We start from the raw sequence: 16558 nt of genomic DNA on the forward strand, positions 1-16558 counted from the left end.
TTCGTCGCAGGCAGGGAACCGATAGAGGCTTTCCGCAACCGACCGCGAGGAGGGCGTTTTTCGGCTAGCCAGCCGAGGCCGGCCTGTGAAGCGCGACGCCGGTCACGACCAGCGCGATGGCGAGGCAATCGGACGGACCGGGTATCTGGCGCAGCACGACGACGCCGATCAGAGTTGCGGTGACCGGCAGCAGCGACAGCATCAGCGCGAAACTCGCGCGCGGCAACCGCGCCATGGCGAGCTGGTCGCAGACATACGGGATGACCGACGAGCAGATGCCGACGCCGATGGCCGCGACGAGCAGCGGCGGGGACAAAAAGGCGGGCCGAGCCTGGGTGAAGCCAACGGGCAGCACGACGACGAAAGCGACCGCCATGGCCGCACCCAGGCCAGCGATGCCGTCGCCGGTGCCCGCGCGGGCGACACGGTGGCCAAGCACGATGTAGCCGACAAAGAGCGCGCCGTTGAGGAACGCCCAGACCAGCCCGACCGGGTCGCTTGACCATTTGACGTCGATCAGCAGCAAGGTGCCGGTGACGGCGACGGCAAGAGCGGTGAGATTGCGGGTGCTTCTGAGGCCGGCGAGCGCGACGCCGATGGTGCCGACGAATTCGATCGCGGCCACCAGCGAGATCGGCAGGCGGTCGAGCGCCAGGTAGAACGAACAGTTCATCACCGCCAGGCAAGCACCGAAGGCAACGAGCAGGAGCCGCGTCGGAGGATCGGCGCTGGCGAAGGTTCGCCATGGGCGGGTCAATGGCGCGAAGACCAGGGCCGCGGTGGCTATGCGCAGCCACGCCATGCCGAGCACGCCGACATGCGCAAAAAGCAGCACGGCGAAGGCCGGGCCGAGATAGTGGAAGACAGCGCTGACGGCGAACCAGATATGAGGCGGCAATCTTGTCGCAAGCCCGGCTAGGGCCTGGCTGGCAGCGGCAGGGCTGGAATGCGGGGCTTGCCTCTGGTCATCCACGGGATCAGTATCGTAGCCAATCCTCCCTATTCATATGGACGATGACTAGATTTCCCAATCATTCGTTTCACCTAAGCAAGGACTTTTTCATGAAACGCCTTCGAAACGAAAACATCGATCTCGACGCGGCCGACATGAAGATCCTTCGCCTGCTGGAAGAGGACGCGCGCATCAGCACCGCGGAACTGGCCCGTTCGGTCGGCCTGTCGGCGCCAAGCGTGGCGGAGCGCATCAAGCGGCTGCAGGAGAACGGCGTGATCGAAGCCTATTGCGTCAGGATCAACCCCGCGGCGCTCGGTCTGAACCTGTCGGCGTGGCTGCGCATCCGGCCGGTGCCTGGGCAATTGTCAGTCGTGGCCGAGATCATCCGTGAGTTGCCGGAGATCGCACAATGCGACCGAGTGACCGGTGAGGATTGTTTCATCGCGCTGGCGCATGTCGGCTCGGTCGCCGAGCTCGAACGGGTGATCGACCGCATCATCCCCTATGCGATGACCAACACGGCGATCATCCAGTCGTCGCCGGTGATCGCGCGCTCGCCGCTGGCGGCGATCAGGCAACGGCACTAAGCGTGGCCGCGCTTCAGGCGGGCGCGCTTAAGGATGCTGCGCCAGCGGATCATGTCGAACGGGATCGGTTCGTTGTTGTTGGCGATGTGAAAGATCTCGTTGTCGACATTCTTGAGCGAACGCCAGAAATCGTAGTCCGATATGCGCGGATCAGCCGCCAGCCTATCCACTTCGACCTTGATGTCGGTTTTCATGCACGTTCCTCGAACCGGCTTCGCCGCGCCGCCCGCTAAACAACCCTTGTGCGGACGTTTTCGACCGCTCCGCTGAGTCGTTCAACGGCTCAAATGGCTTGTTCCCGTTAAATCCTCGGTAAGGTTAATGCGGGTGCGAGGTGGCTTCAAGCACGCGTCCCGGCCGATTTCAGGAACCCGCCGATTTTGGATCGCGGGTGTGGCTTTGAGGCCAGACCCGGTCGCCTTGGGCTTCGCCCTATTTGCGCTTGATCCCGATCGAACGGCCGGCGCGCTCGGGCATCGGGAGCACGGAGTGGGCGGCGCGCATGGCTTCGATCCTGGCCAGCACGTCGGCCGGGAAGGGCGCCACCTTCGGCCCCGACATGTCGACATGCAGCGACAGGGTTTCGGACGTAGCGGCGAGCCAGCCGTCGACATGGCGGATTTCCTGATAGGCCCGCAGCCGCTTCTCGTCATGGTCGATGAGCTGGAAGGAGACCATGACCTTGTGGTCCAGGTGCAGTTCCCTGACGTAGCAGACATGGACCTCGGCGGTGTAGATGGTGAGCCGCCGCTCTTTCACATAGTCCAGACCCATGCCCATCGCCTCGAAGGCCTCGTCCGAGCAGCGGTCGAACAGCACGTTGTAATAGGCCATGTTGAGATGGCCGTTATAGTCGATCCAGTCCTTCTCGATGTCCATGGGCTTGGAGACGAAGGGGGCGGGAATGGACATCGAAACTTCCTTGTTCAGGTGCTGGACAGAGCGTGGCCGGTGAGTGTCTTTACATTCTGACGCAATTTCGGATGGAAAACCGCTTCACACTTNCCAGTCCTTCTCGATGTCCATGGGCTTGGAGACGAAGGGGGCGGGAATGGACATCGAAACTTCCTTGTTCTGGTGCTGGACAGAGCGTGGCCGGTGAGTGTCTTTACATTCTGACGCAATTTCGGATGGAAAACCGCTTCACACTTTTCCTGAAATTGCTTTAGGCATCCATACTCGCATAACAAGGGTGGACGCTGGTCCATTCGCGGAGGAATTCATGGCTCTGAGCGACCTCAATCCGGTCGAACGCAACGAGGAAGGCATCGCCGCGGTGCTCGGCATCCTCAAGCAGCGGCTGGGCGAGCGCTTCCAGACCGGACAGGCCATCCGCTCGCAGCACGCGCACACGACCACCTATATTCCGACGCAGGCGCCCGACGGCGTCGCTTTCCCGGAGACGACGGCCGAGGTGCAGGAAATCGTGCGTGCCTGCGCGGCGCATCGCGTGCCGGTGATCGCCTTCGGCGTCGGTTCTTCCCTGGAAGGCCACACAAATGCGCCGGGCGGCGGCATCTCGGTCGACACATCGCGCATGAACCGCATTCTTTCGGTCAATCCGCAGGATCTCGACTGCACGGTGGAACCCGGCGTCACGCGCGAGGATTTGAACCGGCATCTGCGCGACACCGGCCTGTTCTTTCCGATCGATCCGGGTGCCAATGCCTCGCTCGGCGGCATGGCGGCGACGCGGGCTTCCGGCACCAATGCGGTTCGCTACGGCACGATGCGCGAGAACGTGCTGTCGCTGACCGCCGTCATGGCCGACGGCGAGACGGTGACGACCGGCAAGCGGGCGAAGAAAAGTTCGGCGGGTTATGATTTGACCCGGCTGCTAGTCGGCTCCGAGGGCACGCTCGGTATCATCACCGCGCTGACCCTAAAGCTGCAAGGTATTCCGCAGGCGATCTCGGGCGGCGTCTGCCCGTTCCCGAGCGTCGAAGCGGCTTGCAACGCCGTCATCGCGACGATCCAGATGGGCATTCCGGTGGCGCGCATCGAATTGGTCAACGCGCTGCAGATGCGGGCGATGAAGACCTACTCCAAGCTCGATTATCCCGAGAGCCCGTGCCTGTTCGTCGAGTTTCATGGCAGCGACGCAGGCGTTGCCGAGCAGGCCGACACCTTCGGAATGATCGCGCAAGACAATGGTGGCGGGCCGTTCCTGTGGACCAGCGTTGCCGAGGAACGAACCAAATTGTGGAAGGCCAGGCACGACGCGTACTGGGCGTCACTGACCTTGCGGCCGGGCGCCAAGGGCCTGTCGACCGATGTCTGCGTACCGATCTCGCGCTTTGCCGAATGCGTCATGGAGACCGAGGCCGACATTGCCGAAATGGGACTTATCGCGCCCATCGTCGGCCATGCCGGAGACGGCAATTTCCACGTGCTGGTGCTGATGGATGTCAACGATCCCAAGGAAATCGCGCTGTCGGAAAAATTCGTCGCGCGGCTCAACATGCGGGCGATCGCCATGGAGGGCACCTGCACCGGCGAGCACGGCATCGGGCAGGGCAAGATCGGCTTCCTGCGAAGCGAACTCGGTCACGGCGTCGACATCATGCGCACGATCAAGCAGGCGCTCGATCCGCAAAACATCATGAATCCGGGCAAGATCCTGCCTGACGCGGGCTAAGGGCACCGCGACGAGCGCGCCTTGACCGCGCAAGGCGGCAAGGTCGTGCAGGCGAAGCGCGACGCACGCTAAGGGGGGCGGTTAGAGCCCGCCAACCGCCGCTCTACCCTGCAGTGGGAAGCTGCTCCTGGACCTCCTGCGCAAGCGTCTGCAGCATGGGACGGGTCGGGGCGAAGAATGTCGTGCCGGTGTGCGGCGTGGAGACATCGAGCAGCCGGTCGTAGGCGCCGGGCGGGTCGCCGACATACATGCGCTGCAGCATTTTCTCCGTGACCCAGAGATATCTGCTGTAGCCGATGAAGTAGGTGCCGAATTCGTTCCGCCCGGGCCTGCCGAACGGCATGTTGTCGCGCAATATGTCGTGTTCGTTGCCATCGGCATCGACTACGGTGGCCAGCGACTTGTGCGATTTGCGCGGCGCGTCGTCATCGTCGATTTCGATGTTGTCGATCTTGGTGCGGCCGATGATCGCCTCCTGCTCGGGCGTGGGAATGCGCGCCCAGGCCCGCATGTCGTGCAGATATTTCTGGACCACGACATAGCTGCCACCGGCGAAATCGGCGTCCTCGTCACCGACCAGCGCCGAGCCGGGCAAATCGAGGCCGGCCGGGTTGGCGGTGCCGTCGACGAAGCCGAGCAGGTCGCGGGCGTCGAAATAGCGAAAGCCGATCACTTCGTCGACGACGCTGACGCCGGGACCAAGCCTGTCAAGCAGGATACGCTCGAATTCGAAGCACATGTCGGGCCGCTCGGCGCGGATGTGAAAGAGCAGGTCGCCCGGTGTCGCTGGCGCCGAATGGACCGCGCCCTTGATCGGCGCGAACGGCTTCAGTTCCAGCGGCCGCCGGCCGGGGCTGAGCCGGTCCCAGAGATCGCGCCCGATGCCGGCGATGCAGGACAGGCGCCCGCCGAGATCGCGGAATCCGACAGTCTTGACCAGATCGTCGAGTTCGCCGAGCACGGAACAAACCCTGGCCAGAGCCGGCTGATCGCCGGCGACGGTGCCGACAAGGAAAATCGCCGACTGCGATAGCGGGGCATCGACACTCTGCGCATCGATCGGCACGCGATCCCAGTTCTTGCCCGACATCCGAGAATCTCCGCTTTTAGCGGACTTGTTTCAGATCGTCCGACATGACGCAACGGGATGAATTGCCTCTTTATCGACACGCGGATGCGGGTAGAGTGCGGCAGAATTGCAATCAACCTGTTCGGAGCTGATGCTCGCACGCCTGTTCGTGATCTTCGGTGGCCTGTTCGTGCTGGTGCTGCTTGCGGCGCTGGTGGTGCCGCACTTTATCGACTGGACCGGCTACCGCGCCGAGTTCGAGCGCGAAGCAAGCGCAATCCTCGGCCGCAAGGTGACCGTGCAGGGCGACGCCACGGCAAGGCTGCTGCCGTTTCCCTCGGTGACCTTTTCCAACGTCGCCGTTGCCGGTGGTCCCGACGGCCGGCCGGCCATGACCGTCGAGACGTTTTCGATGGACGCGGAACTCGCACCCTTCCTGCGCGGCGAGGTGCTGATCTTCGACATGCGGCTGGTGCGGCCGAAGGCGACCATCGACATCGCCGCCGACGGAACCGTCGATTGGGCGATGCGCCCGTCTTCGCCCTTCGACCCCGGCCAGGTCACGATCGAGAAACTGACGGTGACGGAAGGGCAGATCGAACTGCGCCATGCCGCCGGCGGCCGCAGCCACATCTTTTCGGAGATCAACTCGACCATTTCGGCCAAGTCGCTGGCCGGTCCCTGGCGCATGGACGGCACGTTGCGGCTGGACGGGTTGCGGACCACTGTCGCGGCGTCGACCGGCAAGGCCGAACCCTCCGGGCAGATGCGGTTACGGGTGAAGGCGGATCCCGACGCCTATCCGCTGGTCATCGAAACCGACGGCAATGCCGGCATCGTCAAGGGTGCCGCCGTCTATTCCGGCCAGTTCAAGATTTCGGGCGCGGACAAGAATAGTGCGGGCAAGAATTCAGCCGAGTTGCGCGGCACGGATGGCGAGACGGTGAAGGTCAGCACCGGCAAGTCCGATCCGGGCTTCCGGCTGAACGGCAAGTTCTCGCTCGACCATCAGAAGCTTGGCGTCGACGAATTCCGTTTCGAGACCGGTCCGCTCGACAATCCCTATACCGCCGATGGCAAGGCCTCGGTCGATCTCGGCCAGAAACCGAGCTTCGCCATCGAGGCCAATGGCGCGCAGGTTCAGTTCGACGAGGCGGTGGGTGCCCAGGCGGGTACAGGCCTGACACTGGATCAGCGCATCGCCGGGCTTGAGCAGGCGCTGCTCGATCTGCCGAAGCCGACCATTCCCGGCACGGTCGAGGTCAAGCTGCCGGCGGTGGTGGCCGGCGACACCACGGTGCGCGATGTTCATCTTTCGGCCGAACCGGTCGGTGACGGGTGGTCGGTGAAATCGCTGGCCGCGACCTTGCCCGGCCGCACCAGACTGGAAGCCGACGGCATGGTCATGCTCAACGTGCAGGGCCATTTCGGCTTTACCGGCTCGTTGCTGCTGGCCGTGGCGCAACCTTCAGGTTTTGCCGCCTGGCTGTCGAAGGATGTCGACGAGGCGATCCGCCGTCTGCCTGCCGCCGGTTTCAAGGCCAAGGTCGATCTCTCGGAAAATCATCAATCCTTCAGCGATCTCGAACTGATACTCGGCAAGGCGAAGTTTTCCGGCCGCATCGATTCCAGCCAGCCTGAAGACGCAAAGCCGTCGGTGCTGATGCGGCTCGAGGGCGGCGATCTCGATGTCGATGGGCTGGCGGCCTTCGCCTCGATCTTCGTCAGCGACAAGGGCGCCAATCGTTTTGCCGACAGCGACCTCGATTTCCAGATCAAGGCCGGCCCTGTCAGCGCCGGCGGCTTGACCGCCGACACGGTCGATACCGCGCTCAGGCTGCGCGGCGGACTGCTCGAAATCGACCGGCTGTCTGTCGGCGGGCTGGCCGGTTCCTCGATCAGCGCCACCGGCCGCATCAAGGATTTTCCGGCGAGCCCGACCGGCAAGCTCGACGCCTCAGTGGTCGCGGTCGACCTCAAACCACTGATCGATGTCGCGGCACGGCACTATCCGGACAATGCCGTGCTGAAGGGGCTCGCAGACCGCGCCGCGGCTTATCCCGACTTGTTCCAGGACGCGCGCGTCGACCTCGTGGCCAGTGCCGCCGACAATGGCGACGGCACCACGGGCCTGGCGGTGAGCGGGCAAGGCAAGGCCGGCGGCTCGTCCTTTTCGGCGTCGCTGTCGGGGAAGGGCGCGGTGGACAGGCTTGCCGACGCGCCAGTGACACTGACTTTCAATGCCCGGAACCCGGACGCAACCGCCTTGCTCGCGCTCTATGGCCTGCCGGCGCTGCCGCTCGGCATGCTGGGTGAAGCAAGCACCGATATTCAGGCCAAGGGCACGCTTTCCGGCGGTCTGGCGACGAGCTTCAGCCTTGCCGGCAATGATTTCAAGGCCGGCTTCCAGGGGATGGTCGCCGACACGCCGCAAGGCCCGACGGCCAAGGGCAAGATCAATCTCGACGCCTCCGACATCGAGCCATGGCTGATGACGACAGGCATCGGCCTGCCCGGCATGGGCGCCGGCATGTCGACATCGCTGGCCGCGCAGGCCGACTACGGCAACGGCCTGCTGGTGCTCTCCGGGCTCAGCGGCGCCATCAACGAGGCGGCGGTGTCGGGCGACATCAACCTCGATGTCAAGCAGGGGGTCGACGGCAAGGACGGCGTGCCGCATCTGGCAGGAGCGCTGGCGCTCGACGAACTCGACCTCGATCCGATGGCGGTGGCGCTGTTTGGCGATTCCGCTTTTCTCGTGGACAAGAACGGGTCCGGCAAGAGTGACAATGCCGGCAAGAGTGACAATGCTGACAAGAGTGACAATGCCGACAAGAATGACAAATCCGGCGCGTGGCCGTCGGCGCCGTTCAGCCAGAAGTCCAGCCTGCCGTTCACGGCCGATCTCGACCTGACCACGGCTTCGCTGACCGTCGGCCCGCTCGCCACCGCCTATGACGCGGCGCTCTCGCTCAAGCTCGACCCGGAAGGCATTCGGGTCACCGATCTCAAGGCCAAATTCCTCGGCGGGGCGCTCTCCGGCCTGTTCGATCTGAAGAACAATGACGGTACCGGGCTTTTCACCGGACAGATGAAACTGGCGGGTGCCGATCTGGCGAACGTCTTGCCGGATGCGGGCATCGGCGGCGTCGGCGATTTCTCGACGACGCTGTCGACCAGCGGCAAATCCGTCGACGCTATGATCGCCGCTCTATCGGGATCCGGCACGGCGACGCTGAAGGACTTGCGGATCGCTGGCGTCAATCCTGACGCGTTCGGCGCATTCCTGGCCAAGGCGGATGCGATCGGACGCGATATCGACGCCGCCAAGACGGCTGGCTTCGCGCCTGACATCGCCGCCGACGGAAGTTTTGCCGCCGGGAACGCCGAGGTCGCCTTCACGATAGCCGGCGGCACGCTCAGGGCGCCGCCGATCAGCCTTGAAAACCCGGCGGCGACCTTGTCGGCCGACATCGCGGCGGATCTCAATGCCAGCACGGTTTCCGCCAAGGGCGCGGTCACCTATCGGCCCGGCGACGAAGCGCTGGTCGGCTCCGAGCCGGCCGTGAATTTCACCGCCGAGGGGCCGTTCGGCGCCGTGAAACGGCAGTTCGACAGCGAGCCCCTGGCGCAATTCCTGACCCAGCGTGCGCTGGAAAAAGAACAGCAGCGCGTCGAGGCCATGCAGGCCGCGCTGCTGGAGAAACAGCGGCTGCGACGCGAAGTGCGCTATTACGCGGCCCTTCAGGACGCCCGCGACAAGGCGGCGGAGGAGCTGCGCCAACAAGAGGAAGCGGCGCGCCTGAAGGCGGAGGCCGACGCCAAGGCGAAAGCGGAGGCCGACGCTCAGGCCCAGGCCGAAGCTCAGGCCCAGGCCGAAGCGGATGCCAAGGCGAAGGCCGACGCGGATGCAAAAGCCAAGGCCGATGCGGAGGCCAAGGCGGCGGCGGAACAGCAGGCAGCGGACGAAGCGGCCAAGGCGCAGGCCGAGCAGGAGCGCCAGAAGGCGGAGGAGGCGATGCGCATTGCCTCCCAGGAAAAAGCCAGGCTCGAAGCCGAGCGCAAGGCGGCGCAACAGGCGCCCAAGGCCGAGCAGGTGCCCGCCAACGACAATCCGCCTCCGGCCAAGCCGAAGGCCAATCCGTTCACGGTCGACAATCTGCTGAAGTCACTGCAGTAGGCAGCAGGGCTAGGCTTTCCGGTTGCTCACCGCCAGGCAATCGTCTCAAGGACGAACGTTTCGGCGCCGTCGGCGACGTATCTGGCGTGGCGGAAGTCGCGGATGGCGGCAAGCTTGCCGCCCTGCCAACTCAGCAGGATGAAGTATGCCGGTGCTGCCGTCGGGTCCTTGGGATCGCGCACGAGGATTGCCGGACGGTCCTCGACGAAACCAGCGTGAAAATGCCAATCCCGCACCCTGGAATAATTGCCGAAATAGGTGGCCACCTCCTTGCGGCCGCTGAGCCTTGCCCTGGCCACCAGTTCCAGCCGCACTTCGTCGGCCAGCATGTCTCGCACGGCATCGAAATCGCGGGCGTTGAAGCGATCGACATAGGCGTCGAGCAACAGGCGCTCCGATGCACTCAGCCTGGGAACAGGACGATCGTCCTGTTCGTCGGCGAGCTCACGCAGCCGGCCACGGCCACGATGCAGCGCTGCCTTGATCGCGGGGATGCTGGTGTCGAGTATGGTGCTGATCTCCCGCAGCGAATAGCCCAGGACATCCATCATGATAACGCTGCTTCGCTGCGCGACGGGAAGGCGCATGAAACTGTGCAATCCGGCTGCCGCGGCCTGCCGGTCGGCGATGGAATTCGCAGGGTCGGCGATCATGTCCGGCTCCTCCTCGGAGAAAGTCCTCTCACGGGCGCGGCGGCGCAAAAAGTCGAGCGCCGCATTGTGGGCAATGCGAAACAGCCAGCCTTCGGGATTGTCGATCGGGGCGGTGCCGGCCAGAGCCTCGAATGCCTTGGCCAGCGCCTCCTGCACGACGTCCTCGCCATCGACGACCGAGCCTGTCATCCGGGCGCAGTAGCGATGCAGTTTGGGGCGCAATTCGCCGAACAAGCGGTCGAAAGGCTCTGGGATTTCGCCTGGATTGTTCATGCACCGGCCATTCTCGAAACGGTTCTATTCGTCCAGCATCCGATAGTGGCCCACCACTGTCATCACGTCACGCTGCGGAGGGTCGATGCAGCGATCCATGATGCCACTTTGGAAGGCCTGGAAGGCGGCAAGTCCTGTGATGAGGTCGGCATGCCCGTCGGTTTCGGTCTCGACGAGATGGACGAAAGTGCCGTCGCCGGAGCGCCAGGTCATGTAGCGAACGCCTTCCGGCGATTTGCCGCGCAGTTCCTCGAACACTGCCTTGACCAGGCGCTCGTTCTCGTCGGCCCGCTCCGGTTTCGTCTTGTAGCGTATCAAATGGCGTTTCATCGCATCGGCTCCCTTGGCTGTCGCGTGTCCAAGACGCGGCGGCCAGGCCAAAGGATTCGGATTCCGGAAAAAAAGTCCCGTATCGGCCCGCACGGATGCTGGACGTCAGTCCTGGCTCCGATCGAGCAGGCGCCGCAGCATGGGTTCGATGCGCGAGAGCTCGTCGAGATGCGCGGCCGACAGTTCGGCCAGGCAACCGTCGGCGCGCTCGGTCAGCCGCAGCAGCACGCGGCGGTGGTCGTCCTTGTCCTGGTCGCGAGCGACCAGTCCTGCCTCGCCGAGACGGTTGACCAGTTCGACGGCGCTGTGGTGACGGATGCGCAGGCGTTCCGCCAGGTCGCCGACCGTCACCGGCCCGCCGCCGGGATATCCCTTGATCGCCAGCAGCGCTTGGTGCTGGCGCGGGGTCAGACCGGCGTCCTCGGCCTGCACCTGGCTGAATTCGAGGAAGCGGCGGATCAGGTAGCGGAACTCGGACAGCCGCTGGTAGTCGGATTGCCTGATGGCTGGGCGTGGTGTCTTGGGCTGCGTCATATCGGAGATGTCTTCGTTTTCCGGTGAAAGCTCAAACGAAATTTCGAGCGAAAGCCGCTTGAACAGATATATCGTGTTACGATACATAACCGGCCTACAACCGGCTGGCCACTTCGACCGTGCCGCAGAACCCGAGACACGGCCGCCGCCAGGAAGCAAAGCCACCATGAAGACCCATAACTCCAATCCCGACCACCTCCGGGATTTCACCACAGATGCCCGAGTGCTGCTCGTCGCCGCGATAGCGGTGGTGGTGGCGACGGCCGGGCTGTTTGCCGGCGTGGCGCTTCTGAAGCTGATCAGGTTCGCCACCAACATCGCCTATTTCGGCCAGTTCTCGCTTGCCGAGCTGAAGCTGCAGGATACGCCGCTCGGGCTTGCCGCCGTCATCGTTCCGGTCATCGGCGCGCTGATCATCGGCCTGATGGCGCGCTATGGCAGCGAAAAGATCCGCGGCCACGGCATTCCCGAGGCCATCGAGGCGATCCTGCTCGGACGCTCCAGGCTGGACGCCAAGGTGGCGATCCTGAAGCCGCTGTCGTCGGCGATCTCGATCGGCTCCGGCGGGCCGTTCGGCGCCGAGGGTCCGATCATCATGACCGGCGGCGCCATCGGCTCGTTGATCGCGCAGATGCTGCCGGTCTCGGACAACGAGCGCAAGACATTGCTGGTTGCGGGAGCGGCGGCCGGCATGACCACCGTGTTCGGCACGCCGATCGCGGCCATCATGCTGGCGGTCGAATTGCTGCTGTTCGAATGGACGCCACGCAGCTTCATCCCCGTGGTGGTGGCGGCCATCGTGGCCGAGGTGGAGCGCACCATGCTGCACATGCCGGGGCCGATCTTTCCGTTCGCGGGCAACATGGCTATCTCCTTCCTCGGCCTTGGCGGCTGGGTGCTGGTCGGCATATGCGCCGGCCTGTTGTCCGGGCTGCTGACCCAGATGGTCTATGCCTGCGAGGACGGCTTCCAGAAGCTGCCGATCCACTGGATGTGGTGGCCAATGCTCGGCGGCCTGGTGGTCGGCATAGGCGGCTTGATCGACCCACGGGCGCTAGGCGTCGGCTATGACAACATCGCCGACATGCTGGACGGCCGCACGATCGCGACGGCGGCGCTGCTGCTGCTGGCGGTCAAGGCCATCATATGGTCGGTGGCGCTCGGCTCGGGAACCTCGGGCGGCGTGCTGGCGCCGCTGTTGATCATGGGTGGCGCGATGGGGGCGGTGCTTGCAGGCATCCTGCCGGCGGCGGACCCGGGCTTCTGGGCACTGCTGGCAATGGCCGCCACCATGGGCGGCACGATGCGGGCGCCGCTGACAGCCACTTTCTTCGCCGTCGAGCTGACCGGCAACACTCATGTGCTGGTGCCGCTGATCGCGGCTTGTGCCGCCGCGCAGGGGGTCACCGTCCTGCTGATGAAGCGTTCGATCCTGACCGAGAAGATCGCCAGGCGGGGGCACCATCTGGTTCGCGAATATCGCGTCGACCCCTTCGCGCTGGCCAGGGTGCGCGAGGTGATGACGTCAGAGGTCGAGAGCGTGCCGGCGACGATGACGCTGCATGGTGCGGCCGCCTTCCTGACCGCGCCGGAAACCCGCCATCCGAGTTTTCCCGTAATCGATGAAAATAGGCAGGTGCTCGGCCTTATCGATCCGCCGGCGATCCTGCGCTGGCGCCGTGCCGGTAAGCACCGTAGGACAACGCTCGGCGAGCTGCTGGCCGGAAGCAAGGTGACGCTGGCCCATCCCGACGAATATCTGGAAGGCCTGTCGGACAAGCTAGTGACAGCCAATGTCTCGCATCTGCCGGTCGTGGAGCGTGAGGATGGAAGGTTGGTCGGCTATATCGGCTGGAAGGATCTGATGCGCGTGCGCTCGCGCAAGCAGGCCGAGGAGCGAGAGCGCTCCACCTTGCTCGGCTTCGGACGCGGGAAAAAGGCGGACGCGGCCGAGCGTGCGTAAGTTCAGGCGCTCGTCGCGCGCTTCGCCCATTCCAGGACATGCAGCCTGAGCGCCGAGGACAGGTTGGTGTCACGGGGCCGGGTCTCGTCGATTTCGGCGACGAGGGCGGCGAGTGTCAGCTTCCTGGCCGCCGCGATGGCGACGAGATCGTCATAGAAGGGCTTTTCGAGGGAATAGCTGGTGCGATGGCCGCGAATGGTCACCGAGCGCTTTTCGACGGCGCTCATTGATCGTCAGGCTGGGTGGGCTTTTCGCGGTGATGGCCCGCGACAAACCTTTCGCTCTTGTCGGCGATCAGGCGGTCGCGTTCCTTTTCGGCCTTGGTGCGACCGTGCAAGGCGCGATTCCGGCTGGCCGTTTGTGCCTTGTCGTCCCGCGCCTTCTGCTTGCGAGCCTGGCGGAGATTGACGATGTCGGCCACGGACCGCGAGCTATTTCTTGCGGAAGGCGTCGAGCGAGACCACTTCGGCGCCCTTGGTGCCGGCATCCGCCGCGGTTGCCTTCTTCTCCGCTTCGGCGGCGGCCTTCTTCTCGGCCTTCGGCTTCTTCTCGGAGACGATGGTCAGCGGCTCCGGCGCCGGTGCTGCCGGTTCCTCGTCGGGCTGCGCATCGGTCTTGACGTCGAATTCGAGCTCGAAATTGACCGAGGGGTCGTAGAAGCCGCGCACGGCCGAGAACGGGATTTCCAGTTTCTCCGGCACGTCGGAGAAGGAGAGACCGACCTCGAAACCGGTGTCGGTCACCTTCAGGTCCCAATACTGGAACTGGATGACGATGGTCATCTGCTCGGGATAGCGCTCGCGCAGCCGCGACGAGACGCGCACGCCCGGCGCGCCGGTCAGGAAGGTGATGAAGAAATGATGGTTGCCGGGGAGGCCGGTGCGCGCGACCTCTGCCAGGACCTTGCGCATGACGCCGCGCAACGCCTCCTGGGCCAGAATGTCGTAGCGGATATGNGGAAGGTGATGAAGAAATGATGGTTGCCGGGGAGGCCGGTGCGCGCGACCTCTGCCAGGACCTTGCGCATGGCGCCGCGCAACGCCTCCTGGGCCAGAATGTCGTAGCGGATATGGTCGTCGGCCATGAGGTGGTCGGGTTCCGTTGAATCGTCCGCATAGCTGTAATCAAGCTTGGGCGCGGCGTAAACCTGATATAGACCGCCGCCGCGCCGAAGCGAGGACTATTGCGAATGATTTGATCGGCAAGGCGGTTTGGCGGCAACGCCAAATGCTATGCGTTAGCCAGCGCAGCGTGTCTTTTGACGCTGGTCGGGGAAGGGCGCTTGCCGAAAGCGCGCAGGAAGGTGCGCACTCCGTTTGTCGCCGATTGCACCACCTCATCCTCGCTCGGCGTGCCGCCGAGCATGAAGGTGGTCTGCAGTTCGGCATTGACGAGGCCGAGGAACTGGCGCGCCGCGACATCGGGATCGTGGATCGCGAGATAGCCGCCATAGGCGAGGCGGGCGAAGCGGGCGGCGATCGCCGGCCATGTCCTTCCGGGTCCCTGTTCGCGCCATTCGGCAAAGAGCTCGGGATAGCGCTCGCCCTCGGTCTGGATCAGCTTGCGCAGGAATTTTCCGTCGCGGTTGCAGATGCAGTTCTGGTTCAGGCGCACGGCAAAACCGATCAGGTCGGCCTCGAGATCCCCAGGCTGATCGGGAAAGGTGGCGATGGTGGCGAAAATGCCGGCGTTGCAGCGCTCGGTCAGGTCGCGCACGACCGCGATGAACAGCTTTTCCTTGTCGCCATGGTGGTTGTAGACCGTCTGGCGCGACACGCCGGCCTCAACCGCGATCAGGTCGATATTGGCGCCGGCGAAACCTTCGCGGCAGAACACGCCGGCAGCGGCGTCGACGATCGACAGGCGCTTGGCCTCGTGGCCGCGTGGCGGGAAAGTGTCAGGAGAAACGCCCGATCTCATGAAAATCCATATAGAGGTGATTGACGATTTAGACAAGACTGTCTAAATTTGTGGACACGATATAAGGGGATTTCGCTCCGGAGGCGAATAAATTTGCTCCAGGAGTAGGAAACCCACGGGATGGAACGTCCTAGGGTCAGACGTCGCCTGGCGGCGGCAACCAGATTCGAAAGAAGCCATTATCATGAGTCCCAAATTCCTCCGCATCGCGGTCGTGCTCGGCCTGTTGTCCGCCATCGGTCCGTTCGCCATCGACATGTATCTGCCCGCTTTGCCGTCGATCGGCACCGATCTGCATGCCGGCACCGCCGCCGTGCAGATGAGCCTTTTGATCTTCTTCCTGTCGATGGGCTTCGGCCAGATCGTCGTCGGGCCGATCTCCGACATGGTCGGCCGCAAGCTGCCGCTCTATGGCGGCCTGGCGCTGTTCATGGCCGGCGGCATCGGCTCGGCAATGGCGCCGACCATCGAGTGGCTGATCGCCTTCCGCTTCCTGCAGGGGCTTGGCGCCAGTGCCGGAATGGCCATTCCGCGCGCCATCGTGCGCGACCTGCACACCGGCAATGAGGCCGCCAAACTGATGTCGCTGCTGATGCTGGTGTTTTCGGTGTCGCCGATCCTGGCGCCGCTGACCGGCAGCCAGATCATCGAGAATTTCGGCTGGCGCGCCGTATTCTGGACGGTGACCGGCGCGGCGGTGCTTGCCACCATCCTGCTCGCGACCTCGCTCAAGGAGACACGGCCGGTGGAAGAACGCGTCGGGTCCTCCTTCGGTACAGCCCTTGCCGGCTACCGCTTCCTGATGGGCGACCGTAATTTCCTCGGCTTGGTGGCGATCGCCGGCTTCGGCATTGCGAGCTTCTTCGTCTATCTGTCGAGCTCCTCCTTCATCCTGATCGACCATTACGGGCTGTCGCCTTCGGTCTACAGCGTGTTCTTCTCGATCAACGCGGTTGCCTTTATCGGCATGTCGCAGTTGACGGGCCTGCTTTCCGAACGGTTCGGACTGAAGCGTGTGGTGTGGGTGGCGGTGACCGGCTACGCGACGACGATGGTTGTGCTGTTCGCGATCATGGCGACGGGCGTCGACCGGCTGGACGTGATGGCGGCCCTGCTGTTCGTCGGCTACGGCTTCCTCGGCTTGGTCATCCCGACCACATCGGTGCTGGCAATGGAAGAGCATGGCGAGATCGCCGGCACGGCGTCGGCGCTGATGGGCACGCTGCACTTCGCCATCGGCGCGCTCGCCATGGGCGTCGCCGGTGTGTTCTTCGACGGCACGCCGCTGCCGATGGTCGCCGGCATCACGCTCTGCGCGGTGATCTCGTTCGCCCTGGCGAAAGTCACGCTTGGCCGTTCGCGCGAAGCGGTCGAAGCGCCGGCGGAATAGGAAATCCTCAATGAACCAGGAGCGGCCGGGTCGATCCCGGCCCTCTTTGTGTCGAAGCCGGCGTTT

General features: G+C 64.2%; 17 protein-coding genes. 6 read left to right on the forward strand and 11 right to left on the reverse strand.

Annotated features, from left to right (window positions below; translation table 11 throughout):
• Positions 1-64: 64 nt before the first annotated feature.
• Complete coding sequence (locus X742_RS168400) at positions 65-973, reverse strand: DMT family transporter (RefSeq protein WP_023769700.1); 909 nt, start codon at positions 971-973, stop codon at positions 65-67.
• Positions 974-1062: 89 nt separating this feature from the next.
• Here X742_RS168400 and X742_RS168395 point away from each other — a divergent pair, with 89 nt between their 5' ends.
• Positions 1063-1542 carry an Lrp/AsnC family transcriptional regulator gene (locus tag X742_RS168395; RefSeq protein WP_023769701.1) on the forward strand — a complete coding sequence of 160 codons (480 nt, stop codon included), beginning with the start codon at positions 1063-1065 and terminating at the stop codon, positions 1540-1542.
• On the opposite strand, the gene X742_RS168390 is transcribed toward X742_RS168395, so the two are convergent.
• Both X742_RS168390 and X742_RS168385 read right to left on the reverse strand, forming a co-directional pair.
• Complete coding sequence (locus tag X742_RS168390; RefSeq protein WP_015317249.1) at positions 1539-1736, reverse strand: hypothetical protein; 198 nt, start codon at positions 1734-1736, stop codon at positions 1539-1541. The genes X742_RS168395 and X742_RS168390 overlap by 4 nt on opposite strands.
• 238 nt (positions 1737-1974) lie before the next feature.
• Positions 1975-2454: a thioesterase family protein gene (locus tag X742_RS168385; protein WP_023769702.1), complete on the reverse strand. Its 480-nt coding sequence runs from the start codon at positions 2452-2454 to the stop codon at positions 1975-1977.
• 310 nt (positions 2455-2764) lie between these two features.
• On the opposite strand from X742_RS168385, the gene X742_RS168380 reads away from it, so the two are divergent.
• Positions 2765-4180, forward strand: a complete 1416-nt coding sequence (locus tag X742_RS168380) for an FAD-linked oxidase C-terminal domain-containing protein (protein ID WP_023769703.1) — start codon at positions 2765-2767, stop codon at positions 4178-4180.
• Positions 4181-4283: 103 nt separating this feature from the next.
• Here the strand turns inward: X742_RS168380 and X742_RS168375 are convergent, their stop codons facing one another.
• A complete protein-coding gene (locus X742_RS168375) occupies positions 4284-5270 on the reverse strand; it encodes a Dyp-type peroxidase (RefSeq protein ID WP_023769704.1) in 987 nt (328 codons plus the stop codon).
• Between the two features lie 130 nt (positions 5271-5400).
• Between X742_RS168375 and X742_RS168370 the strand changes: the two genes are divergently transcribed.
• Complete coding sequence (locus X742_RS168370; protein ID WP_023769705.1) at positions 5401-9429, forward strand: AsmA family protein; 4029 nt, start codon at positions 5401-5403, stop codon at positions 9427-9429.
• 26 nt (positions 9430-9455) lie between these two features.
• On the opposite strand, the gene X742_RS168365 is transcribed toward X742_RS168370, so the two are convergent.
• The 3 genes from X742_RS168365 to X742_RS168355 all read right to left on the reverse strand — a co-directional run bounded on the left by X742_RS168365 (position 9456) and on the right by X742_RS168355 (position 11219).
• Entirely contained in the window at positions 9456-10355 is a 900-nt protein-coding gene (locus tag X742_RS168365) for a sigma-70 family RNA polymerase sigma factor (protein ID WP_023769706.1), read from the reverse strand.
• 24 nt (positions 10356-10379) lie between these two features.
• Positions 10380-10685: a hypothetical protein gene (locus X742_RS168360; RefSeq protein WP_023769707.1), complete on the reverse strand. Its 306-nt coding sequence runs from the start codon at positions 10683-10685 to the stop codon at positions 10380-10382.
• Between the two features lie 105 nt (positions 10686-10790).
• Entirely contained in the window at positions 10791-11219 is a 429-nt protein-coding gene (locus tag X742_RS168355) for a helix-turn-helix domain-containing protein (RefSeq protein WP_031247585.1), read from the reverse strand.
• A 166-nt stretch (positions 11220-11385) separates the two neighbouring features.
• On the opposite strand from X742_RS168355, the gene X742_RS168350 reads away from it, so the two are divergent.
• Positions 11386-13182, forward strand: coding sequence for a chloride channel protein (locus X742_RS168350; RefSeq protein WP_023769709.1), 1797 nt, complete (start codon positions 11386-11388; stop codon positions 13180-13182).
• A gap of 2 nt (positions 13183-13184) precedes the next feature.
• Here X742_RS168350 and X742_RS168345 read toward each other — a convergent pair whose 3' ends face one another.
• From X742_RS168345 to X742_RS168335, 3 genes are read right to left on the reverse strand one after another with little or no spacing between them, the layout of a single operon-like run.
• Complete coding sequence (locus X742_RS168345; protein WP_023769710.1) at positions 13185-13409, reverse strand: ribbon-helix-helix domain-containing protein; 225 nt, start codon at positions 13407-13409, stop codon at positions 13185-13187.
• Entirely contained in the window at positions 13406-13603 is a 198-nt protein-coding gene (locus X742_RS168340) for a DUF4169 family protein (RefSeq protein ID WP_023769711.1), read from the reverse strand. Before X742_RS168340 ends, X742_RS168345 begins: the two co-directional genes overlap by 4 nt.
• Before the next feature lie 10 nt (positions 13604-13613).
• Complete coding sequence (locus X742_RS168335) at positions 13614-14135, reverse strand: SspB family protein (protein ID WP_023769712.1); 522 nt, start codon at positions 14133-14135, stop codon at positions 13614-13616.
• A 20-nt stretch (positions 14136-14155) separates the two neighbouring features.
• Between X742_RS168335 and X742_RS1000000176415 the strand changes: the two genes are divergently transcribed.
• On the forward strand, positions 14156-14287 hold the full coding sequence (locus X742_RS1000000176415; RefSeq protein ID WP_023769713.1) for a hypothetical protein: 132 nt from the start codon (positions 14156-14158) through the stop codon (positions 14285-14287).
• 125 nt (positions 14288-14412) lie between these two features.
• Here X742_RS1000000176415 and X742_RS168330 read toward each other — a convergent pair whose 3' ends face one another.
• Positions 14413-15102, reverse strand: a complete 690-nt coding sequence (locus X742_RS168330) for a TetR/AcrR family transcriptional regulator (RefSeq protein WP_023769714.1) — start codon at positions 15100-15102, stop codon at positions 14413-14415.
• Between the two features lie 184 nt (positions 15103-15286).
• Between X742_RS168330 and X742_RS168325 the strand changes: the two genes are divergently transcribed.
• Positions 15287-16492, forward strand: coding sequence for a multidrug effflux MFS transporter (locus tag X742_RS168325; protein WP_023769715.1), 1206 nt, complete (start codon positions 15287-15289; stop codon positions 16490-16492).
• The last annotated feature ends 66 nt before the right edge of the window (positions 16493-16558 follow it).

Origin of the sequence: Mesorhizobium sp. LNHC229A00 (assembly GCF_000502415.1) — a bacterium.
Classification (GTDB): domain Bacteria; phylum Pseudomonadota; class Alphaproteobacteria; order Rhizobiales; family Rhizobiaceae; genus Mesorhizobium.

Coding starts and splice junctions, on each gene's coding strand:
- X742_RS168360 (WP_023769707.1), bottom strand. CDS start 10,685: ATGAAACGCCATTTGATACGCTACAAGACGAAACCGGAGCGGGCCGAC.
- X742_RS168370 (WP_023769705.1), top strand. CDS start 5,401: ATGCTCGCACGCCTGTTCGTGATCTTCGGTGGCCTGTTCGTGCTGGTG.
- X742_RS168330 (WP_023769714.1), bottom strand. CDS start 15,102: ATGAGATCGGGCGTTTCTCCTGACACTTTCCCGCCACGCGGCCACGAG.
- X742_RS168355 (WP_031247585.1), bottom strand. CDS start 11,219: ATGACGCAGCCCAAGACACCACGCCCAGCCATCAGGCAATCCGACTAC.
- X742_RS168325 (WP_023769715.1), top strand. CDS start 15,287: ATGAGTCCCAAATTCCTCCGCATCGCGGTCGTGCTCGGCCTGTTGTCC.
- X742_RS168345 (WP_023769710.1), bottom strand. CDS start 13,409: ATGAGCGCCGTCGAAAAGCGCTCGGTGACCATTCGCGGCCATCGCACC.
- X742_RS168390 (WP_015317249.1), bottom strand. CDS start 1,736: ATGAAAACCGACATCAAGGTCGAAGTGGATAGGCTGGCGGCTGATCCG.
- X742_RS168350 (WP_023769709.1), top strand. CDS start 11,386: ATGAAGACCCATAACTCCAATCCCGACCACCTCCGGGATTTCACCACA.
- X742_RS168395 (WP_023769701.1), top strand. CDS start 1,063: ATGAAACGCCTTCGAAACGAAAACATCGATCTCGACGCGGCCGACATG.
- X742_RS168365 (WP_023769706.1), bottom strand. CDS start 10,355: ATGAACAATCCAGGCGAAATCCCAGAGCCTTTCGACCGCTTGTTCGGC.
- X742_RS168375 (WP_023769704.1), bottom strand. CDS start 5,270: ATGTCGGGCAAGAACTGGGATCGCGTGCCGATCGATGCGCAGAGTGTC.
- X742_RS1000000176415 (WP_023769713.1), top strand. CDS start 14,156: ATGATGGTTGCCGGGGAGGCCGGTGCGCGCGACCTCTGCCAGGACCTT.
- X742_RS168385 (WP_023769702.1), bottom strand. CDS start 2,454: ATGTCCATTCCCGCCCCCTTCGTCTCCAAGCCCATGGACATCGAGAAG.
- X742_RS168380 (WP_023769703.1), top strand. CDS start 2,765: ATGGCTCTGAGCGACCTCAATCCGGTCGAACGCAACGAGGAAGGCATC.